Consider the following 21,047-nt stretch of genomic DNA (forward strand, 5'->3'; position numbering starts at 1 on the left):
CGCTACAGTGGCCGGACACGCACCTCCGCCGGGCTTCGGGAGCCGCACCGGCGGCAGGCCGCGGTCGCCGCTTCTCCGGCGCCCGCGCGGTGCGCTTTCACCGGCAGGTGCCGCGGACCGCGGCGGGCCGGGTTCCTCCTCGTATCAGAGCCGCTTCCTTCACCTTCGAGCGCCTGAGCACCACGGCACATCCGCAGTTCGGCCGGAGCGGACCGGCCCCTGCCCGGATGCGCCGCACCCCGTCATCTCCCCAGCCCCCGCGCGTGGACCCTCCTCCGGCGGCGGCCGCCCCCGGCGCGCGTCCGGGCGCGGCGGCGCGCCCGCCGGAGCACGCGCGGGCCCTTCATGACTAGGAGTCAGGACAGATGGAGCGTCCCTTCCCCACTGTCGCCGTCGTCGGCCTCGGCACGATGGGTGCCGGCGTCGCGGTGGCGGTCGCCAAGAGCGGCCGCCGGGTGATCGGCATCGAGGCCACCGAGGACTCGGCCGCCCGGGCACTGGCCCGGATCGAGGAGGCCACCGCGCACGCGGTCGACCGGGAGCGGCTGACCGCCGAGGAGCGCACCGGGCTGCTGGCCCGGATCTCCGTCGGCCACGACCTGACGGCCGCCGCCGGGGCGGACCTGGTGATCGAGGAGGTGCCCGAGCAGCTGGAGCTGAAGCGGGAGGTCTTCGCCGAGCTGGACCGGATCTGCCCGGAGGCCACCGTGCTGGCCACCGGCACCACCGCGCTGTCGGTGACCCGGATCGCCGCCGCGACCTCCCGTCCGGAGCGGGTGCTCGGCCTGCACTTCTTCAACCCGGTGCACGGCATGAAGCTGGTCGAGGTGGTCCGCACCGTGCTGACCTCCCCGCGGACCGCCGAGGACGCCGCCGCCTTCGCCCGCGACCTCGGCAAGGAGCCGGTGGCGGCCGGCGACCGGGCCGGCTTCGTGGTGAACGGCCTGCTGTTCGCCTACCTGAACCAGGCCGCCGCGATGTTCGAGTCCAAGTACGCGTCGCGGGAGGACATCGACGCCGCGATGCGGCTCGGCTGCGGCCTGCCGATGGGCCCGCTGGCGCTGCTCGACCTGATCGGCATCGACACCGCCCGCACCGTCCTGGAGGCGATGTACGAGCAGTCCCGGGACCGCCTGCACGCGCCCGCCCCGATCCTCGGCCAGCTGGTCGCCGCCGGGCTGCTGGGCCGCAAGACCGGCCGCGGCTTCTACACCTACGAGGCGCCGGGCTCCTCCCGGGCCGTGGACGCGGCCACCGGGCCGGCCCGGCCGAAGGTGCCGGGCCGGCCGGTGCGCACCGTCGGCGTCTGCGGCTCGGGGACGATGGCCACCGGCATCGCCGAGGTGTTCGCCAAGGCCGGGCACCCGGTGCTGCTGGCCGCCCGCAGCCAGGAGAAGGCCGAGAAGGCCAAGGCGCAGCTGGCGAAGTCGCTGGAGCGCTCGGTGGCCAAGGGCCGGCTGTCCGCCGGGGCGCGGGACGCCGCGCTGGCGCTGGTCACTCCGGTCGGCCAGTACGCCGAGCTGGCCGAGGTGGACCTGGTGGTCGAGGCGGTCGCCGAGGACCTGGCGGTCAAGCGGGAGCTGTTCGCCACCCTGGACAAGATCGTCAGGCCGGGCGCGGTGCTCGCCACCACCACCTCCTCGCTGCCGGTGATCAGCTGCGCGACCGCCACCTCGCGGCCGCAGGACGTGATCGGCATGCACTTCTTCAACCCGGCCCCGGCGATGAAGCTGGTCGAGGTGGTCTCCACCGTGCTGACCGCGCCGGACGTCACCGCCACCGTGCTGGAGCTGACCGCCGGGGTCCGCAAGCACCCGGTGGAGTGCGGCGACCGGGCCGGCTTCATCGTCAACGCGCTGCTCTTCCCCTACCTGAACGACGCGGTGCGGATGCTCCAGGAGCACTACGCGACGGTGGACGACATCGACACCGCGATGAAGCTCGGCTGCGGCTACCCGATGGGCCCGTTCGAACTGCTGGACGTGGTCGGCCTGGACGTCTCGCTGACGATCGAGCAGGTGCTGCACCAGGAGTTCCGCGAGCCCGGCCTGGCCGCCGCGCCGCTGCTGGAGCACCTGGTCGCGGCGGGCTGCCTGGGCCGCAAGACCGGCCGCGGCTTCCGCGACCACGCGCGCCGATGACCACGCCGCAGGCCGGGGGCGGCCCGTACGAGACGCCGTACGGGCCGCCGCCGGCCGGACCGCACGCGGCACAGCCGTACGGATCCCCGCCGCACGGGGCGCCACCGCACGGGGCGCAGCCCCACGGCGGCGCGGCTTCCGGCAACGGCGCCCCGCCGCAGGGATCCGCGCCCTCCGCGGCCTCCGCGCGCCCCGGTTGGAGCCCCGGGACGGTGTCCTCCCGCTGGCCCCGCCCGGCCGTGACCGGTCCGGTCGCACCGGTGCGGCGGGGAAGGGCCGTGGCCGCGCCGTCCGGGCCGTGTAGCGTTCCGGACATGGATCGGGTTCAGTCAAGCTCCCCGCAGCACCCCGCCGGGCCGCACGGCGGCGACGGCCGGACCGCCCCCTCGACCGGGGGCACCGGGCCGGACGGCGGGCCGGGCAGCCGCCGGGCGGCGGCGCAGCGCCAGCAGATGCGCCAGGACCTGGCCACGGCCGCGATGGAGCTGTTCGCGTCGCAGGGCTACGAGGAGACCACGGTCGACCAGATCGCGGCCGCCGCCGGGGTGGCCCGGCGCACCTTCTTCCGGTACTTCCGGTCCAAGGAGGAGGCGATCTTCCCGGACCACGACGACACCCTGGTGCGGGTGGCCGACCTGCTGGCCAGCGCGGAGCCGGAGGAGCACCCGCTGGACGTGGTCTGCCGCGGCATCAAGGAGGTGCTGCGGATGTACGCCTCCACCCCGGGGGTGTCGGTCGCGCGGTACCAGCTGATCCGTCAGGTCCCGGCGCTGCGCGAGCGGGAGATCGCCGTGGTGGCCCGCTACGAGCGGCTGTTCACCCGCTACCTGCTGGGGCGCTTCGACACCGGCGAGTCCATCCCGTCCGGCTGGCAGCGCGGCGGCGAGGACGACTCGATGCTGGCCGAGGTCTCGGCGGCGGCGGTGGTCGCGGCGCACAACCACGTGCTGCGGCGCTGGCTGCGGGCCGGCGGCCGGGGCGACGTGGAGGCGCAGCTGGACCACTCCTTCGAGGTGATCCGGCGGACCTTCTGGGCCGCCAGCGCGCCGGGTGCCAGGCGTCGGGGATCACTGGTGGCACCGGGTGCCAATGTGACCCCCGGGGACACCGGGGCGGAGAGCGCACTGAGTGCCAGTCCCGGAGGTGAGGTGCTCATCACAGTCGCCCGGACGGACGCTCCACTGGAGGTCGTGGTGGACAGCATCCGGGCCGCACTGAGCGGCGCCCGGGAGTCATAAGCGCAGTATTCACGCAGGTCAGAGCGGTATCGAGGGCCCGCGCCGAGAAGTCGGCGCGGGCCTTTCGCATGCCCGCGCAACGCGCGTCACGCCGCCCCCGAGGCCGCCGGAATTCGTGACACCCGGTGTCTTTACGAGTGGCACAGGGTGCCACTACCTTGTTACTCACCAGTCGCGGCGCCGCGGCTCCCCACCTCGGCGCGCCGTCGTCCGGCGTTCCCACACCCCGGGAGCAGAGCCAGAACGGCCCGGTCCACCCCGGGTGCCCAGTCTGACCCGCCCACCACCCACCTCAGCGAAGCCGGTGTCCGCTCCCGGCTCCCCCAGACGCCCTGTGCCCTCACACAGGTACGCCTTCGGAGGCAGCCATGCAGGAAATCCTCGACGCGATCATCAGCACCGACACCACGTCGGCGGACTTCGCGGCGATCAAGCTCCCCGAGTCCTACCGCGCGGTGACGCTCCACAAGGACGAGGAGCAGATGTTCGCGGGCCTCGACAGCCGCGACAAGGACCCCCGCAAGTCCCTTCACCTCGACGAGGTCGCCCTGCCCGAGCTGGGCCCCGGCGAGGCCCTGGTCGCCGTCATGGCGAGCGCGGTGAACTACAACACCGTCTGGAGCTCGATCTTCGAGCCGGTCTCCACCTTCGGCTTCCTGGAGCGCTACGGCCGGCTGTCGCCGCTCACCAAGCGCCACGACCTGCCGTACCACGTGGTCGGCTCCGACCTCGCCGGCGTGGTGCTGCGCACCGGCGCCGGGGTCAACGCCTGGAAGCCGGGCGACGAGGTCGTCGCGCACTGTCTCTCGGTCGAACTGGAGTCCGCGGACGGCCACAACGACACGATGATGGACCCGGAGCAGCGCATCTGGGGCTTCGAGACCAACTTCGGCGGCCTGGCCCAGCTGGCCCTGGTGAAGACCAACCAGCTGCTGCCCAAGCCCAAGCACCTCACCTGGGAGGAGGCCGCCTCCCCCGGTCTGGTCAACTCCACCGCCTACCGCCAGCTGGTCTCGCGCAACGGCGCCGGCATGAAGCAGGGCGACAACGTGCTGATCTGGGGCGCCAGCGGCGGCCTCGGCTCGTACGCCACCCAGTACGCGCTGGCCGGCGGCGCCACCCCGATCTGCGTGGTCTCCAACGACCAGAAGGCCGAGATCTGCCGCGCCATGGGCGCCGAGGCGATCATCGACCGCTCCGCCGAGGGCTACCGGTTCTGGAAGGACGAGCACACCCAGGACCCGCGCGAGTGGAAGCGCCTGGGCGCGAAGATCCGCGAGTTCACCGGCGGCGAGGACGTGGACATCGTCTTCGAGCACCCGGGCCGGGAGACCTTCGGCGCCTCGGTGTACGTCACCCGCAAGGGCGGAACCATCGTCACCTGCGCCTCCACCTCCGGCTACATGCACCAGTACGACAACCGGTACCTGTGGATGTCGCTCAAGCGGATCGTCGGCTCGCACTTCGCCAACTACCGCGAGGCCTTCGAGGCCAACCGCCTGATCGCCAAGGGCAAGATCCACCCGACGCTGTCCAAGGTCTACTCCATGGAGGAGACCGGCCAGGCCGCCCTGGACGTGCACCACAACAAGCACCAGGGCAAGGTCGGCGTGCTCTGCCTGGCCCCCGAGGCGGGCCTGGGCGTCACCGACCCCGAGCTGCGCGAGAAGCACCTGCCGGCCATCAACCGCTTCAGGAACGTGTGAGACCCGCCGATGACTGAGCCCCAGAAGCGCGACCGGCCCTGGCTGATGCGCACCTACGCCGGCCACTCCACCGCGAGCGACTCCAACGCGCTCTACCGGCGGAACCTGGCGAAGGGCCAGACCGGCCTGTCCGTCGCCTTCGACCTGCCGACCCAGACCGGCTACGACTCCGACCACGTCCTCGCCCGCGGCGAGGTCGGCCGGGTCGGCGTCCCGGTCGGCCACGTCGGCGACATGCGCACCCTGTTCGACGGCATCCCGCTCGAACGGACCAACACCTCCATGACGATCAACGCCACCGCGATGTGGCTGCTGGCGCTCTACCAGGTGGTCGCCGAGGAGCAGGGCGCGGACGTCGCCACGCTCACCGGCACCACCCAGAACGACATCGTCAAGGAGTACCTGTCGCGCGGGACGCACGTCTTCCCGCCCGGCCCGTCGGTGCGGCTGATCACCGACATGATCGCCTACACGGTCGGCAACATCCCCAAGTGGAACCCGATCAACATCTGCAGCTACCACCTGCAGGAGGCCGGGGCCACGCCCGTCCAGGAGATCGCCTACGCGATGTGCACCGCCATCTCGGTGCTCGACGCCGTGCGCGACTCCGGCCAGGTGCCGGCCGAGCGGATGGGCGAGGTGGTCGCCCGGATCTCCTTCTTCGTCAACGCCGGCGTGCGCTTCGTCGAGGAGATGTGCAAGATGCGCGCCTTCGCCCGGCTGTGGGAGAAGGTCACCCTGGAGCGCTACGGCGTCACCGACCCCAAGCAGCGCCGCTTCCGCTACGGCGTCCAGGTCAACTCGCTCGGCCTGACCGAGGCCCAGCCGGAGAACAACGTCCAGCGGATCGTCCTGGAGATGCTGGCCGTCACCCTCTCCAAGGACGCCCGCGCGCGTGCCGTCCAGCTGCCCGCCTGGAACGAGGCGCTCGGCCTGCCCCGGCCCTGGGACCAGCAGTGGTCGCTGCGCATCCAGCAGGTGCTGGCGTACGAGTCGGACCTGCTGGAGTACGGCGACATCTTCAACGGCTCCGAGGTGATCGAGGCCAAGACCGACGCGCTGCTGGCCGGCGCCGAGGCGGAGATCGCCAAGGTGCTGGAGATGGGCGGGGTGATCCCGGCCGTCGAGTCCGGCTACCTGAAGTCCAACCTGGTCGCCTCGCACGCCGCCCGCCGGGCCCGGATCGAGTCCGGCGAGGACAAGATCATCGGGGTGAACTGCTTCGACACCACCGAGCCGAGCCCGCTCACCGCCGACCTCGACACCGCGATCATGGTGGTCGACCCGGCCTCCGAGCGGTCCGTGCTCGCCGCCCTGGAGGCCTGGCGCGCCGAGCGCGACGAGGCCGCCGCCCAGGCGTCGCTGGCCGAGCTCAAGGCCGTCGCCGCCACCGGGGCCAACCTGATGCCGGCCACGCTCGCCTGCGCCCGGGCCGGCGTCACCACCGGCGAGTGGTCCTTCGCCCTGCGCGAGGTCTTCGGCGAGTACCGCGCGCCCACCGGCGTCGGCGGCGCGCCCGTCGCCGTGGCCGCCGAGCCCGGCGGCGAGCTGGAGCAGGTCCGTGCCGCGGTCGCCGCCACCGCCGCGGAGCTGGGCGCCGGCAAGCTGCGCCTGCTGGTCGGCAAGCCCGGCCTGGACGGGCACTCCAACGGCGCCGAGCAGATCGCCGTCCGGGCCCGCGACGCCGGCTTCGAGGTGGTCTACCAGGGCATCCGGCTGACCCCGGAGCAGATCGTCTCCGCCGCCGTCGCGGAGGACGTGCACTGCGTGGGCCTGTCCATCCTCTCCGGCGCGCACAGCGAGCTGGTGCCCGACGTCCTGAAGCGGCTGCGCCGCGCCGGGGTGGAGGATGTCCCGGTGATCGTGGGTGGCATCATCCCGGCAGCGGACGGCGAGGCCCTCAAGGCCGCCGGCGTCGCAGCCGTGTTCACCCCGAAGGACTTCGGCATCACCACCATCATCGGCCGGATCGTGGACGAGATCCGGCTGGCCAACAAGCTCCAGCCGTGGACGCCCGCACCGACCGCGACCACGAACTGAACAGCTGACCAGCTGACCACTGGGAAGGAACCCTCGATTCTTATGACTGCTGTGAACCGTCTGCGCCCGCGCCGCTCCTGTCTCGCCGTGCCGGGCAGCAACCCGCGCTTCCTGGAGAAGGCCCAGGGCCTGCCGGCCGACCAGGTCTTCCTCGACCTGGAGGACGCCTGCGCCCCGCTGGTCAAGGAGAGCGCGCGCCACAACATCGTCGACGCGCTCAACAACGGCGACTGGGGCGGCAAGACCCGCGTCGTGCGCGTCAACGACTGGACCACGCACTGGACCTACCGCGACGTGATCACCGTGGTCGAGGGCGCCGGCCCCAACCTCGACTGCATCATGCTGCCCAAGGTGCAGGACGCCGAGCAGGTCAGGGCGCTCGACCTGCTGCTCACCCAGATCGAGAAGACCATGGACTTCGAGGTCGGCCGGATCGGCATCGAGGCGCAGATCGAGAACGCCAAGGGCCTGATCAACGTCGACGCCATCGCCGAGGCCTCGCCCCGGCTGGAGACCATCATCTTCGGCCCCGCCGACTTCATGGCCTCCATCAACATGAAGTCGCTGGTCGTCGGCGAGCAGCCGGCCGGCTACAACGCCGACGCCTACCACTACATCCTGATGCGCATCCTGATGGCCGCCCGCGCCAACGACCTCCAGGCGATCGACGGCCCGTACCTCCAGATCCGCAACCAGGAGGGCTACCGCGAGGTCGCCCGCCGCTCGGCCGCCCTCGGCTTCGACGGCAAGTGGGTGCTCCACCCGGACCAGGTCGCCGCCGCGAACGAGATCTACTCGCCCTCGCAGGAGGACTACGACCACGCCGAGCTGATCCTCGACGCGTACGACTACTGCACCTCCGAGGCGGGCGGCGCCAAGGGCTCCGCCATGCTCGGCGACGAGATGATCGACGAGGCCAGCCGCAAGATGGCGCTGGTCGTCGCCGGCAAGGGCCGGGCCGCGGGCATGCAGCGCACCACCAAGTTCGAGATCCCGGAAAGCTGAGGGCCCACGGCATGCAGTTCGGACGCACCTACGAGGAGTTCGAGGTCGGCGCGGTCTACAAGCACTGGCCCGGCAAGACGGTCACCGAGTACGACGACCACCTCTTCTGCCTGCTCACCATGAACCACCACCCGCTCCACATGGACACCAACTATGCGGAGAAGACGACGGACTTCGGCAAGAACGTCGTGGTGGGCAACTACATCTACTCGCTGCTGCTCGGCATGTCCGTCCCGGACGTCTCCGGCAAGGCGATCGCCAACCTGGAGATCGAGTCGCTGCGGCACGTCGCACCGACCTTCCACGGCGACACCCTCTACGGCGAGACCACCGTGCTCGACAAGTGGCCGTCCAAGTCCAAGGACGACCGCGGCATCGTGTACGTCGAGACCAAGGGGTACAAGCAGGACGGCACGGTCGTCTGCGTCTTCCGCCGCAAGGTGATGGTGCCGACCGAGACGTACATCAAGGAGCGCGGCGGCGAGCAGCCCGGTCGTCCGACCCCGCTCTCCTGAGCCCCTCCCTCCCCGCCTTCTCGGCCTCTCCCCTCTATAGGGGGCCTCCTTCCACGGACGGAGAGCCCCCTCGAGAGACCCCGGACGGGCAGGCCGCCGTCATCGGCCGCGCCCCACCCGGTACCGGGGGCCCTGCTGCCGCAGCCACGCCGGCAGGGCCCCCGCAATCCCCCCCCCGGGGGGAATCCCCGACTTTCCGTAGCCCCTCAGACCTTTCCGGAGCCGCACGATGGGACGCCTCGCACAGACCGACGGCCTCACCGAGATCCAGCGGGACATCCTCGCCACCGTGCGGGATTTCGTCGACAAGGAGATCATTCCGGTCGCGACCGAGCTGGAGCACAAGGACGAGTACCCGACCGCCATCGTCGAGGGCATGAAGCAGCTCGGCCTGTTCGGCCTCACCATCCCCGAGGAGTACGGCGGCCTCGGCGAGTCGCTGCTCACCTACGCCCTGGTGGTCGAGGAGATCGCCCGCGGCTGGATGTCGGTCTCCGGCATCGTCAACACCCACTTCATCGTGGCGCACATGATCAACGCCCACGGCACCCAGGAGCAGAAGGACCACTTCCTGCCGAGGATGGCCGCCGGCGAGATCCGCGGCGCCTTCTCGATGTCCGAGCCGGGCCTCGGGTCCGACGTTTCGGCCATCTCCACCAAGGGCGTCAAGGACGGGGAGTTCTACGTCCTCAACGGCCAGAAGATGTGGCTCACCAACGGCGGCACCTCCACCCTGGTCGCGGTCCTCTGCAAGACCGACGAGGGCGGCAGCACGCCGTACAAGAACATGACCACCTTCCTGATCGAGAAGGAGGCCGGTTTCGGCCCGAACCCCACGGTTCCCGGCCTGACCGTGCCCGGCAAGATCGAGAAGATGGGCTACAAGGGCGTCGACACCACCGAGCTGGTCCTCCAGGACGTCCGCATCCCGGCCGACCGCATCCTCGGCGGCATCCCGGGCCGCGGCTTCTACCAGATGATGGACGGCGTCGAGGTCGGCCGCGTCAACGTCGCCGCCCGCGGCTGCGGCGTCGCCCGCCGCGCCTTCGAGCTCGGCATCTCCTACGCCCAGCAGCGCTCCACCTTCGGCAAGAAGATCGCCGAGCACCAGGCGATCCAGTTCAAGCTCGCCGAGATGGCCACCAAGGTCGAGGCCGCCCACCAGATGATGGTCATGGCCGCCCGCAAGAAGGACAGCGGCGAGCGCAACGACCTCGAGGCCGGCATGGCCAAGTACCTCGCCTCCGAGTACTGCAAGGAGGTCGTCGAGGACGCCTTCCGCATCCACGGCGGCTACGGCTTCTCCAAGGAGTACGAGATCGAGCGCCTCTACCGCGAGGCCCCGATGCTGCTCATCGGTGAAGGTACTGCGGAGATCCAGAAGATGATCGTCGGGCGCCGGCTCCTGGAGGAGTACCGGATCGCCGACTGATCCCCGGGCCGCCCGCCGACGGACCACGTCGCCGGGCGGCCCCCTCGAACCGCCGGTCGACGGGCGTGCGGGCCCGCGCCGGCGGAGCGCCGTGCCCCGTCACGGGCCCGGCCTGGTCCGCCTGGGTCCGGCACGGCCCTCCGGAAGCGGCCGCAGGGCGTACAGCTGCAACGACGCGCCCGGCGGCCGCTTCCGCACACCCGCTTGCGGCCGCTACGGCCGTTTCGCCCCACCGGGTTCCGTCGGCGTACCCGTTGAGACAAGAGTCACCAGCCCTGTCGGGTCCCTTGGGAACCGGACCGGGTCGAGCTACGGTCGTAGGAGTGGACGCGCACACGCGCCGCCACCGGACACATGAACGAGCAGGCGGGTTGCCCACCCACCGTGTGCTCCCGATAGCATCCACCGGGACAGCAAGCCGTCCCTCTATTACCGATCCCGCGGTGGCCCCCGTCCAGCGGCCATGATCCCCCGCGACAAAGGTCTTCGATGCCCATCAGCCCGTCCCCTCACACCTCCGTCACGGACCGCGATGCCCTCGCAGCCCCGACGGCCGGTCGGCGACCCCGCGTGACCATCGCGCGCGGAGCCACCCCCTGGTTCGTCCCCACTCTCGCCACGGCCGCCGTGACCACCGCCCTCACCCGGCGCAGCGGCAAGTGGGCCCTGGCTGCGGTACCCGCCTGCGTGCTCAGCGCGGGCATGCTGTGGTTCTTCCGCGACCCCGAGCGTGAGATCGGCACGGGCAGAGTGATCTCCCCCGCCGACGGCGTGGTGCAGAGCATCGACGCCTGGCCGGACGGCCGCACCCGGGTCGCGATCTTCATGAGCCCGCTCAACGTCCACGTCAACCGCGCGCCCCTGCCGGGCACGGTGACGTCGGTCGAGCACGTCGCGGGCGGCTTCGTCCCCGCGTTCAACAAGGACAGCGACCAGAACGAGCGGGTCGTCTGGCACTTCGACACCGAGCTCGGCGACATCGAGATGGTGCAGATCGCGGGGGCCGTGGCCCGACGCATCGTGCCGTACGTGGACGCCGGAACCAAGGTCGAGCAGGGCGACCGGATCGGTCTGATCCGGTTCGGGTCCCGGGTCGACACCTACCTGCCGGCCGGCGTCGAGGTCGGCGTCGAGGTCGGCCAGAAGACCACAGCCGGGGTGACGCGCCTTGACCGTGACTGATCCTGAGACAATCGTCGGCCTGGACGACGAGGAGACGGCCCTGCGCCGCCGCCGCTGGGCGCGCGACCGCGAGCTGCGCGCCCCGCGCTCTCCTCAGCACCTGTCCACCGCCGACTTCCTGACCCTGGGGAACGCCGTCTGCGGCTTCCTGGCGATCTACTCGATCACCACCGGGGTCCTGGTCCCGCACATCACCAACCCGGACGCCGCTCCGGACCGGCACAGCGCCGCCACCGCGGTCACGCTGCTGCTGATCGGCTCGATGTGCGACCTCTTCGACGGCCTGGTGGCGCGCAAGCTGCGCTCCTCCGCCCTCGGAGCGGAACTGGACAACCTGGCGGACCTGATCAGCTTCGGCATCGCGCCGGCCTACTTCGTCGCGGTCTGGGGCATGGTCTCCCAGGGCTCCAACAGCAAGCTGTCGGCGCTCATCGCCATCACGGTGCTGCTCGCGGTGGTCCTGCGGCTGGCCCGCTTCTCGGCCGTCAAGATGCGGCCCGGGGTGTTCCAGGGCATGCCCTGCCCGATGGGCGCGATGACGGTGATCGCCATCGTGCTGCTCGACCCGCCGTTCCTGCCCGGTCTGCTCGCCATCTTCGGCGCCGCGTACCTGATGGTCAGCCGGATCGAGTACCCGAAGCCGCAGGGGCTGCTGGCCACCGCGACGCTCTGCTGGATCGTGGTCTCCATCGGCTGCCTGGCCGCCTGGGCCACCGGCCTGCCCGGTGGCAACCAGCTGATGCACGTCGGCGCGTTCGCCCAGATCACGCTCGCGGCGATGGCACCGCTGCTGGTCATCCGCCGCAAGGTGGGGCAGAAGGTCGGCGACGTCCGCGCCCGACGGGCGGAGTCCCGGCTCGGCTGAGTCCCCGCAAAAGTCATAAGAGTCAGGGCCCGGAACCTGTTGGTTCCGGGCCCTTCTCGTATGTCATGACAATCGAGCGCCGCGGGTGCGGGGCTCAGGCACCGTCCGAGCGGAGACCCGAGCAGGGACCGGAGCGGACCTCGACGCGGACGCCGGAGCCGCCGTCGCGGTCGCCGTGGACCCCGAACGTCCCCACAAAAGTCATAAGACTCAGGCGCCACCGGTGTGCACGCTGAACGCCGAGCGGCGGGCCGCCCGGGCCACGCCCGGGTCCGGGTGCACGCCCGAGACCGCCGTCAGCACCGAGGCCGCCCGCGGGTGACCGGACTGCCGGGCCCGCGCGAACAGCCGGACCGGGTCGCCCGCCGAGGCGCCCTCGACATGGCCCACCAGCAGCTCGGTCTCGCCGTGGTCGAGCACCGCAGCCGCGGTGTCCACCCAGAGCCAGGCCGCGTCCTCAGCGCCCAGCACGTCCGCCGGGGAGACGCCCTCGTCCGCGCGCTCCGCCAGCCACAGCAGCGCGTAGGGGCGCAGCACCGGCGCGTCCACCGCCGCGCGCACCGCCTGCTCGGCCGGGCCGCCGGCCACCCGCAGCGCCTCGAAGGCCAGTCCGCGCACCAGCGCGTCGTCGCCCCGGGCGGCCTCCAGCAGCTCGCCCACGGCCCGGTCCGCCGGACGGGCCGCGACCCATGCCCGGAACTCGGCGCGGGCCGGGCCCGGCGAGTAGTCCGCACACGCGTTCAGCAGCTCGAAGGCGCTCTGCTCGATGTGCCCGGCCGCGGTCTGCGCGACCGTGCAGATCTCCTCCAGCTTGGCCCGCACCGCCCAGTGGCCGAGCGGCGACAGCTCCGCGGCATCGTTCCTGCGCACCAGGGCGCCGACGGCCTCCAGGCCGTCGAGCATCCAGTCCAGGACGGCGGCCACGTCGGCCGGCGCGGCCGGGGTGTCGATCTGCGGCGCGCGGCAGGTGCCGCGGACGGCGGAGACGGCCGAGGCCGCGTGCGGCACCGGCGACAGCCCCGGTCCGCCGAGGCCGGTGCCGACCCGGCGCTCGTCCAGGCCCCGGCGCAGCAGCTCCAGCAGTTCGCTCTCGGCGACGGGGCCGTCCACCAGGTGCAGGAAGGAGAGCAGCTGCGGGGCCTGGTCCACGGCCTGCCCGGCCAGCACGGCGAACACGCCGCGCAGCGCGGCGGGCGGCACCGGGGCGAGCAGGGTCCAGGCGTCGAACATCGCCGACCATCCGCGCACCACGGCCTCGTCGTCGTGCTCCCAGGCGTGCAGGCGCCAGCCGGGGCCGGCTCCGCCGTCCCGGGGCTCCACGAGGCCCACCAGCAGCGCCTGCCCCCATGCCTTGGCGGCGGCGCCGACCGTCATGGCCAGCGCCCGGCCGGCCTCGCGGGCGTCCTCGGTGAGCAGTTCGCCGCGCTTGTCGACCTCGGCCAGCTCACCGGCCCAGCGGGCGACGCGGACGGCGTCCACCAGCATCCGGCGGGCCAGCGGCGCCAGCTCGGCGGGTGCCGGGAAGCCCTCGGGCACGGGAACCCTGCCCCGCCCGGGAGCCGGAGCGGGCCCTCGCCGCCGGGGTACTCCGTTACGGGGGACACCCGCCCCGCCCGGCCTGCCACCGGCGGGCCGTTGGGCCGTTCCGGGGAGACGGGTCACCGTCGCACCGGTACCGATCGTCGGCGGGAGCGGGGCATCACGGTCGCGCGGGTTCCGAGACGTCACGTCGAGCAGTCTTCCCCTTGCACCGGCCTTCTGTCACATCCGGTTGTCCGTACGACCGGGCGACCGGTGGCGGCACCTCCGCAAGATCGGGCAACAGCGGCAAACCGCCTGGCCGGAAACGTGTGACCTGCCCATGCCACTCGCATCATCCTGGTTGCCGGGAATGCTCGGGCGGTTACCGTGCGTACGGGTGGGGGGTCAGTGGCCGGGCAAATTGTTGTCCCTGACATCGGGGTGGTTTTCGCGCCGGTCGCACGGGGAATCCCCTTCCGCCGACTTCCGGCGGAGCTGTCCAGTCCGAATCCGGACGGATGGCGGGCGGGGCGGGGGGATCGTGCCGCGCGAGAAGTCGGACCGGCCGACTTCTCGCGCGCCTACGGCGGAATGGGGGAAACGTTCATTCGTGGGCAGGGGGGAAGCGCGCCGGAAAAGCCGGCGCGGCCCAGCCGGAAACGCCCGCACGCGGAGGGGGGCGAGGGCGCGGCCCGTGGGTCTTGCGGGCCTCGCGGACCCTGTCGGACGGATCGGACGGATCGGGTCGACGGGTCGACGGGTCGACGGGTCGAACCAACGGGCCGGCTCGGACCTCGGCGGTGGGGCCGCGTTCCGATCCGCACGGGCGGAAGCGGAGCACCGACCGCGGCACGTCCGGGAGACGTTCCGGCGAGGACCCGCCGGCGGCGCCCTACAGCAGCGGCGTGAGCCAGCGGCGGAGCAGTTCGGTGTACCGGTCGGGAGCGGTGTTCCAGAGGGCGGCGTGGTCGGCACCGGGGAAGGCCTGGAGGCTGACCACGTCGCGACGGGCGGCGGCCAGCTTCTCGGCGCTGCCGAAGGGCGCGATCCGGTCCTCGGGGCTGTGCAGGAGAAGGGTGGGCACCCGCAGGTCGGTGCCGTCGGCGATGCGGGCGAAGTCGGCGAGGTCGACGCCGGTGCGGCCCTCCGCGGCCAGGGCCCCGAGCTCGGCGGCGACGCCCTGGAACCCGGCCCGGGCGGCGTCCCGGCGGGCGGAGACCGGGAGGTCGAGCACCGGCGAGTCGAGGATGAGGCCGCTGACGGCGTGCGGCCACGCGGTGCGGGCCGCGGTCTGGAGGGCCGTGGTCGCGCCGACCGACCAGCCGTAGAGGATCATCTTGCCCGCGCCGCTGTCGAGCGCCAGCCGTACCGCCGCCTCGATGTCGCGCCACTCGGTCTCGCCGAAGTGGCTGAGCCCGTCCGGGGAGGCGGGGGCGCCCTGGTCGCCGCGGTAGGTGACGGCGAGGGCGGGCAGGCCGAGCCGGTCGAGGACGGGGAGCACCGGGAGGGTCTGCTGGCGGTCGGCCTCGGGGCCGTGCACCAGGATCACCCAGGTGCCGCGCTTGCCGTCGAGCCGCCAGGCGGGAAGGGCGCCGAGCTCGCCGTCGGCGGTGGTGTCGGTGAAGGGGAGGCCGAGTGCCTCGGTGGGGTCGCCGAGGTGGACCCGGGGGGTGAAGCGGACCTCGGTGCCGGGGGTGAGCGTGCCCCGGTCGGCGCGGAGCAGCCGGCGGGTGACGCCCCGCTCGTCGCTGTGCAGGACCTCCTCGACGACCGCGTGCCCGCCGTCCGCCCACTCGACCGCCCAGCGGCCGGGGCGCAGGCTCTCGGGGCCGCGGGTGAAGGTGACCCGGCCGGGGGCGAGGCCGCGGACCAGGACCGGCCCGGACTTCGGGACGGCGGCCACCGGACGGACCGTCCGCTCGGAGGCCCGACGGCCGATCACCAGCACGGCGGCCCCGACCGCGGCGGCCGCCACGACGGCGGCGGTTCCCCAACGCATTTCGCTCCCCGCTCTGTTGCTCACGGACCGGACGGTGTTCGGGCACCAGTTCACCGGCGCTCCGTCCGCCCGGCCACCGGGCTGGGCCGTCCGGGTCACCCGGGCGGCGGCCCGGCGGCGCCGAGGAGGTGCCGGGAGCGGGCGGCAGGGGTGTCGGTGGTGAGGGCGGGGCGGCGGAGCCGGCGGTGCCCCGGTGGGAGGGGACGTGGTGTTCCCGGTGGAGGGCGGCCCCGCGCCGGGCGATCCCGGCGCGTCGGCGGCGTCCGCGTGTGACCAACCCCTCCGTGACCTCGGTTGACTCCCGGTTCGGGCCCGTGATGGGATCCTGGGGCCAAACGGAGGCATGGAGAGGAAGCCGGTGGAATTCCGGCGCGGTCCCGCCACTGTCACCGGGGAGCACGCTCGGAACATCGCCACGGCGGCCGTCGACGGCCGCTGGAAGGCTCCGGGGGTGCGTTCGACCCGGAAGCCAGGAGACTCTCGCCCCCGTCACGTCGATCCAGGGCGCGGACCCTGAGTGAGGACACGCACGCGATGCAGGCTGCCCCGCCCCACCGGACTCCGAGCTGCCTTCCGCCGTGCCCCCGATGACCCCGCTCGGGCCCTCCTCCTCGCCGCGCCCGCTGGCCCGCGCCGCCGCGTTCGCGCTCGGCGCCGTCGCGGGCCATGTCGCCGACGCCCGCTTCGCCGACCCCCGCCGGGGCCATCCGGTGGCCGTCTTCGGCAGCGCCGCGACCCGGCTGGAGCGTCGGCTGTGGCGCGACGACCGCGGCGCGGGGGCCGGGTACACGGCACTGTGCGTGGGCGCGGTCGCGGCGGGCGCGCTCGCCCTGGACCGTACGGTGGGCCGGCGTCCGCTGGGCCGGGCGGTGCTGGCGGCGGCCGCGACCTGGACGGTGCTCGGCGGCACCTCGCTGACCCGGGAGGCGCGCACCATCGGCCGCTCGCTGGCCGCGGGCGACCTCGCGGCCGCCCGGGAGCGGCTGCCGCACCTGTGCGGGCGGGACCCGAGCGCGCTGGACGGGCAGCAGATCGCCCGGGCGGTGGTCGAGTCGGTGGCCGAGAACACCGCCGACGCCGTGGTGAACGCGCTGACCTGGGGCGCCCTGGCCGGCACGCCCGGCCTGCTGGCCTTCCGCGCCGTGAACACCCTGGACGCGATGGTGGGTCACCGCTCGCCGCGCCACGCCCGGTTCGGCTGGGCCTCGGCCCGGCTGGACGACCTGGCGGGCTGGCCGGGCGCCCGGCTGACGGCGCTGCTGACGGTGGCCGCCGCGCCCGAGCCCCGTACGGCCTGGCGGGTCTGGCGGCGCGACGGCTCCGCGCACCCGAGCCCGAACGCGGGCCAGGCCGAGGCGGCGTTCGCCGGCGCGGTGGGCGTACGGCTGGGCGGGGCGCTGCGGTACGGCGAGCGGGTGGAGCACCGGCCCGTGCTGGGTGCGGAGCTGCGGCCGGTGACGGTGGACGACATCGAGCGCGCCTGTGCGCTCTCCCGGCGGGTGGGCGCACTGGCGCTGGGTACGACGGTCGCGGGGCACGTCCTGCTGCGGATGCTGCTGAGGAAGAGGGGACGGGCATGAGCAAGGCGCTGCTGGTCGCGGGGACGACCTCGGACGCGGGCAAGAGCGTGGTGACGGCCGGGATCTGCCGTTGGCTCGTCCGCCAGGGCGTGCGGGTCGCGCCGTTCAAGGCGCAGAACATGTCGCTCAACTCCTTCGTCACCGCCGACGGCGCCGAGATCGGCCGCGCCCAGGCGATGCAGGCGCAGGCCGCCCGGGTGGAGCCGGAGGCGGCGATGAACCCGGTGCTGCTCAAGCCGGGCGCGGACGGCCGCAGCCAGGTGGTGCTGCTCGGCAGGCCGGTGGCGGAGGTGGGCGCGCTGGACTACCGCGAGCGCAAGCCCGTCCTGCTGGAACGTGCCCTGGAGTGCCTGGCGGACCTGCGCGGCCGCTACGACGTGGTGGTCTGCGAGGGCGCGGGCTCGCCCGCCGAGATCAACCTGCGCGACCGCGACATCGCCAACATGGGCCTGGCGACGGCCGCCGCCCTGCCGGTGGTGGTGGTCGGGGACATCGACCGCGGCGGGGTCTTCGCGGCGATGTACGGGACGCTGGCGCTGCTGTCGACGGAGGACCAGCGGCACGTGGCCGGCTGGTTCGTCAACAAGTTCCGCGGTGACGCGCGGCTGCTCGCGCCCGGGCTGGAGATGCTGCACGGGCTGACCGGCCGTCCGGTGCTGGGCACGCTGCCGATGCTGCCCGGGCTCTGGCTGGACGCCGAGGACTCGCTGGACCTGTCGACGGTGGTGGACCGGGCGGACGGGCCCGGGCCGTACGGCGCGGACGTGCTGCGGGTGGCCGTGGTGCGCTTCCCGCGGCTGTCCAACTTCACCGACATGGACGCGCTCGCGCAGGAGCCGGGCGTGCTGGTGCGCTGGGCGACCCGCCCGGAGGAGCTGGCCGACGCCGACCTGGTGGTGCTGCCCGGGACCCGGGCCACCGTCGCCGACCTCGCCTGGCTGCGCGAGCGCGGCCTGGAGCCGGCGCTGCGGGCGCGGGCGGCGGCCGGGCTGCCGGTCCTCGGGGTCTGCGGCGGCTACCAGATGCTGGCGCGCTCGATCGTGGACGAGGTCGAGTCGAAGGCGGGGGCCGTCGAGGGCCTCGGCCTGCTGCCGACGCAGGTGCGGTTCGGCGCCGAGAAGGTGCTGGCGCGGCCGGTCGGCGAGGCGTTCGGGCAGCGGGTGGAGGGCTACGAGATCCACCACGGGGTGGTCACCGTCGAGGGCGGGGACCCGTTCGTCTCCGACGGCCGGGGACGGAGTCTGGACGGCTGCCGGGTGGGCCCGGTCTGGGGCACGACCTGGCACGGCGCGCTGGAGAACGACGGGTTCCGCCGCGAACTCCTGCGCGAGGTCGCCGCGTTGTCGGGCCGGGCGTTCGTCCCGGCCCCGGACACCTCCTTCGCCGCGGCGCGCGAGGCCCGGCTGGACCGGCTGGGCGACCTGATCGAGGAGCACGCCGACACCGACGCGCTGTGGAAGCTGATCGAGGGCGGGGTGCCGGCGGCCGGATCGCTGCCGTTCGTCCCGCCCGGGGCCCCTGGGAGTGACGCATGAGCCGGGTACGGCGGCAGTGCCGGCTACGGCAGCAGAGCCGGGCAGGATCACGGGACCAGGCAGGATCACGAAGCCGGGCAGGATCACGGAACCGGACAGGATCACAGGACCGGACGGTGCCGCGGAACCGGGCACGACAGGAGTGGGGTACGGCATGAGTGACGTCCGCTATCCGTTCACCGCGATCGTCGGCATGGCCGACCTGCGGCTCGGGCTGCTGCTGAACGCGGTCTCCCCGGCCGTGGGCGGCGTGCTGGTGCGCGGTGAGAAGGGCACCGCGAAGTCGACCATGGTGCGCGCGCTGGCCGGCCTGCTGCCGTCCATCGCCACCGTGGACGGCTGCCGCTTCGCCTGCGACCCGGCCGCGCCCGACCCGCAGTGCCCGGACGGGCCGCACGTCTCCCCGCCCGCTTCCGAACGGCCGGCCCAGCTGGTCGAGTTGCCGGTCGGCGTGGCCGAGGACCGGATCGTCGGCTCGCTCGACCTGGAGCGGGCGCTGGCCGAGGGCGTCAAGGCGTACGAGCCCGGGCTGCTCGCCAGGGCGCACCGCGGCGTGCTCTACATCGACGAGGTGAACCTGCTCCAGGACCACGTGGTGGACCTGCTGCTGGACGCCGCCGCGATGGGCCGCTCCTACGTCGAGCGCGAGGGCGTGTCGGTGCGCCACGCGGCCCGGTTCCTGCTGGTGGGCACGATGAACCCGGAGGAGGGGGAGCTGCGGCCGCAGCTGCTCGACCGGTTCGGCCTGACCGTCGAGATCGCCGCCACCCGGGATCCGGCCGAGCGCGCCGAGGTGGTCCGCCGCCGGCTCGCCTACGACGCGGACCCGGCCGGCTTCGCCGAGCGGTTCGCCGAGGAGGAGCGGGCTCTCGCCGAACGCATCGTCGCGGCGCGGGAGTTGCTGCCCAAGGTCGAGCTGACCGATGTGGCGCTGCGTCAGATCACCGCCGTGTGCGCCGCGTTCGAGGTGGACGGGCTGCGCGCCGACATCGTGATGGCCCGCACGGCCGTCGCACTGGCGGCCTGGGACGGGCGCACCGAGGTGCAGGAGGAGGACGTCCGCAAGGCGGCGCGGCTGGCGCTGCCGCACCGGCGCCGCCGCAACCCCTTCGACGCGCCGGGGCTGGACGAGGAGCAGCTGGACCGGACGCTGGAGGAGCACGCGCAGCAGGAGGAGCCGGAGCCCGAGGGCGACGGATCCGGCCCGGACGGCGACGGGCCGGACGGCGACGGCGACAGGCCGGAGGGCGGTCCGGACGGGGGCGGCCCCGACGGCGGCGGCGCGCCCGAGCCGTCCGACGGCGGCCCCGAGGGGTCCGCTCCCGAGCCGCCAGCCCCCGAGGCACCCTCCCCCGAGGGCCCCGAGGAGCCGGCGCAGCAGCCCGTGCCCGCCCAACACCCCTCCCCCGCACGGGAGTCGGCGCCGGTTGCGGCCGGGGACCCGTACCGGACCCAGCTGTTCACCGTCAAGGGCACCGGGCACGGCGCCCAGGGCCGCCGCTCCCCCGCCGAGACCACCGGCGGGCACACCATCCGCGCCCGCCGCCCGCAGGGCGCGCTCGGCCGGCTGCACCTGACCGCGACCCTCCAGGCCGCCGCGCCGCACCAGGCGGCGCGCGGGCGCAGCGGGCGGGCGCTGGTGGTGCACAAGGACGACTTCCGCGAACAGGTGCGTCAGGGGCGGGAGTCCAACCTGGTGCTGTTCGTGGTGGACGCCTCCGGGTCGATGGCCGCCCGGCAGCGGATGACCACCGTCAAGGGCGCGGTGCTGTCGCTGCTGATGGACGCCTACCAGCGCCGCGACAAGATCGGCATGATCACCTTCCGGGGCGCGGGTGCCGAGCTGGCGCTGCCGCCCACCTCCTCGGTGGAGGTCGGCGCGGCCCGGCTGGAGTCGCTGCCCACCGGCGGGCGGACCCCGCTGGCCGCCGGCCTGCTGCGCGCGCACGAGGTGCTGCGGGTGGAGCGGCTGCGCGACCCGAGCCGGCGCCCGCTGCTGGTCGTGGTGACCGACGGCCGGGCCACCGGCGGGCGGGACGCGCTCGCCCGCTCGCACCGCGCGGCCGCGCTGTTCGCGGCGCAGGGCACGGCGAGCGTGGTGCTGGACTGCGAGTCCGGCCCGGTCCGCCTGGGCCTGGCCCGCACCCTGGCCGGGCTGCTCGGCGGCACCGCCGTCGGCCTGGACGAGCTGCGCGCCGAGGGCGTGGCCTCGCTCGTCCGCGAGAGCCGGTCCGACAACCGTTCTGCGAACCGTGCAACCACCGCGATGCGAAAGGCGGCCTGAGCCG

The 21,047-nt window shown here is 73.6% G+C and carries 14 protein-coding genes and 1 riboswitch; of the genes, 12 read left to right on the forward strand and 2 right to left on the reverse strand.

Annotation, left to right across the window (positions count from 1 at the left end; translation table 11 throughout):
• Nucleotides 1-365 precede the first annotated feature (365 nt).
• The 9 genes from ACGFSC_RS25245 to ACGFSC_RS25285 all read left to right on the forward strand — a co-directional run bounded on the left by ACGFSC_RS25245 (nucleotide 366) and on the right by ACGFSC_RS25285 (nucleotide 12,124).
• Nucleotides 366-2,141 (forward strand): 3-hydroxybutyryl-CoA dehydrogenase, encoded by a 1,776-nt coding sequence (locus ACGFSC_RS25245; protein WP_359903369.1) that lies wholly within the window; start codon nucleotides 366-368, stop codon nucleotides 2,139-2,141.
• 314 nt (nucleotides 2,142-2,455) lie between these two features.
• A complete protein-coding gene (locus ACGFSC_RS25250; RefSeq protein WP_359903372.1) occupies nucleotides 2,456-3,379 on the forward strand; it encodes a TetR family transcriptional regulator in 924 nt (307 codons plus the stop codon).
• A 368-nt stretch (nucleotides 3,380-3,747) separates the two neighbouring features.
• Complete coding sequence (gene ccrA / locus ACGFSC_RS25255; protein WP_359903375.1) at nucleotides 3,748-5,085, forward strand: crotonyl-CoA carboxylase/reductase; 1,338 nt, start codon at nucleotides 3,748-3,750, stop codon at nucleotides 5,083-5,085.
• Between the two features lie 9 nt (nucleotides 5,086-5,094).
• Nucleotides 5,095-7,125 carry a protein meaA gene (locus ACGFSC_RS25260; RefSeq protein WP_359903378.1) on the forward strand — a complete coding sequence of 677 codons (2,031 nt, stop codon included), beginning with the start codon at nucleotides 5,095-5,097 and terminating at the stop codon, nucleotides 7,123-7,125.
• Between the two features lie 42 nt (nucleotides 7,126-7,167).
• Nucleotides 7,168-8,130 (forward strand): CoA ester lyase, encoded by a 963-nt coding sequence (locus ACGFSC_RS25265; RefSeq protein WP_359903381.1) that lies wholly within the window; start codon nucleotides 7,168-7,170, stop codon nucleotides 8,128-8,130.
• Nucleotides 8,131-8,141: 11 nt separating this feature from the next.
• Nucleotides 8,142-8,645 carry a MaoC family dehydratase gene (locus ACGFSC_RS25270; RefSeq protein ID WP_359903384.1) on the forward strand — a complete coding sequence of 168 codons (504 nt, stop codon included), beginning with the start codon at nucleotides 8,142-8,144 and terminating at the stop codon, nucleotides 8,643-8,645.
• Between the two features lie 229 nt (nucleotides 8,646-8,874).
• A complete protein-coding gene (locus ACGFSC_RS25275; RefSeq protein ID WP_359903387.1) occupies nucleotides 8,875-10,077 on the forward strand; it encodes an acyl-CoA dehydrogenase family protein in 1,203 nt (400 codons plus the stop codon).
• A gap of 489 nt (nucleotides 10,078-10,566) precedes the next feature.
• Complete coding sequence (locus ACGFSC_RS25280; protein WP_359903390.1) at nucleotides 10,567-11,259, forward strand: phosphatidylserine decarboxylase; 693 nt, start codon at nucleotides 10,567-10,569, stop codon at nucleotides 11,257-11,259.
• Nucleotides 11,246-12,124 (forward strand): CDP-alcohol phosphatidyltransferase family protein, encoded by an 879-nt coding sequence (locus tag ACGFSC_RS25285; RefSeq protein WP_380354263.1) that lies wholly within the window; start codon nucleotides 11,246-11,248, stop codon nucleotides 12,122-12,124. The genes ACGFSC_RS25280 and ACGFSC_RS25285 overlap by 14 nt, the downstream gene beginning before the upstream one ends.
• A 210-nt stretch (nucleotides 12,125-12,334) precedes the next feature.
• Here the strand turns inward: ACGFSC_RS25285 and ACGFSC_RS25290 are convergent, their stop codons facing one another.
• Nucleotides 12,335-13,660, reverse strand: coding sequence for a hypothetical protein (locus ACGFSC_RS25290; protein WP_359903393.1), 1,326 nt, complete (start codon nucleotides 13,658-13,660; stop codon nucleotides 12,335-12,337).
• An 877-nt stretch (nucleotides 13,661-14,537) separates the two neighbouring features.
• Nucleotides 14,538-15,644, reverse strand: a complete 1,107-nt coding sequence (locus tag ACGFSC_RS25295) for a hypothetical protein (protein ID WP_359903396.1) — start codon at nucleotides 15,642-15,644, stop codon at nucleotides 14,538-14,540.
• 347 nt (nucleotides 15,645-15,991) lie between these two features.
• A riboswitch (cobalamin riboswitch) is annotated at nucleotides 15,992-16,124 on the forward strand.
• Nucleotides 16,125-16,231: 107 nt separating this feature from the next.
• Between ACGFSC_RS25295 and ACGFSC_RS25300 the strand changes: the two genes are divergently transcribed.
• From ACGFSC_RS25300 to ACGFSC_RS25310, 3 genes are all read left to right on the forward strand, one after another.
• Nucleotides 16,232-17,224, forward strand: coding sequence for a cobalamin biosynthesis protein (locus ACGFSC_RS25300; RefSeq protein ID WP_359903398.1), 993 nt, complete (start codon nucleotides 16,232-16,234; stop codon nucleotides 17,222-17,224).
• Nucleotides 17,221-18,759, forward strand: a complete 1,539-nt coding sequence (locus tag ACGFSC_RS25305; protein WP_359903401.1) for a cobyric acid synthase — start codon at nucleotides 17,221-17,223, stop codon at nucleotides 18,757-18,759. Before ACGFSC_RS25300 ends, ACGFSC_RS25305 begins: the two co-directional genes overlap by 4 nt.
• A 154-nt stretch (nucleotides 18,760-18,913) precedes the next feature.
• Nucleotides 18,914-21,043, forward strand: coding sequence for a putative cobaltochelatase (locus ACGFSC_RS25310; protein ID WP_359903404.1), 2,130 nt, complete (start codon nucleotides 18,914-18,916; stop codon nucleotides 21,041-21,043).
• Nucleotides 21,044-21,047: the final 4 nt, after the last annotated feature.

This window comes from Kitasatospora sp. NPDC048715 (genome assembly GCF_043198905.1).
Lineage (GTDB): Bacteria > Actinomycetota > Actinomycetes > Streptomycetales > Streptomycetaceae > Kitasatospora > Kitasatospora lactacystinica.

Coding starts and splice junctions, on each gene's coding strand:
- ACGFSC_RS25245 (WP_359903369.1), top strand. CDS start 366: ATGGAGCGTCCCTTCCCCACTGTCGCCGTCGTCGGCCTCGGCACGATG.
- ACGFSC_RS25250 (WP_359903372.1), top strand. CDS start 2,456: ATGGATCGGGTTCAGTCAAGCTCCCCGCAGCACCCCGCCGGGCCGCAC.
- ccrA (WP_359903375.1), top strand. CDS start 3,748: ATGCAGGAAATCCTCGACGCGATCATCAGCACCGACACCACGTCGGCG.
- ACGFSC_RS25260 (WP_359903378.1), top strand. CDS start 5,095: ATGACTGAGCCCCAGAAGCGCGACCGGCCCTGGCTGATGCGCACCTAC.
- ACGFSC_RS25265 (WP_359903381.1), top strand. CDS start 7,168: ATGACTGCTGTGAACCGTCTGCGCCCGCGCCGCTCCTGTCTCGCCGTG.
- ACGFSC_RS25270 (WP_359903384.1), top strand. CDS start 8,142: ATGCAGTTCGGACGCACCTACGAGGAGTTCGAGGTCGGCGCGGTCTAC.
- ACGFSC_RS25275 (WP_359903387.1), top strand. CDS start 8,875: ATGGGACGCCTCGCACAGACCGACGGCCTCACCGAGATCCAGCGGGAC.
- ACGFSC_RS25280 (WP_359903390.1), top strand. CDS start 10,567: ATGCCCATCAGCCCGTCCCCTCACACCTCCGTCACGGACCGCGATGCC.
- ACGFSC_RS25295 (WP_359903396.1), bottom strand. CDS start 15,644: ATGCGTTGGGGAACCGCCGCCGTCGTGGCGGCCGCCGCGGTCGGGGCC.
- ACGFSC_RS25300 (WP_359903398.1), top strand. CDS start 16,232: ATGACCCCGCTCGGGCCCTCCTCCTCGCCGCGCCCGCTGGCCCGCGCC.
- ACGFSC_RS25305 (WP_359903401.1), top strand. CDS start 17,221: ATGAGCAAGGCGCTGCTGGTCGCGGGGACGACCTCGGACGCGGGCAAG.
- ACGFSC_RS25310 (WP_359903404.1), top strand. CDS start 18,914: ATGAGTGACGTCCGCTATCCGTTCACCGCGATCGTCGGCATGGCCGAC.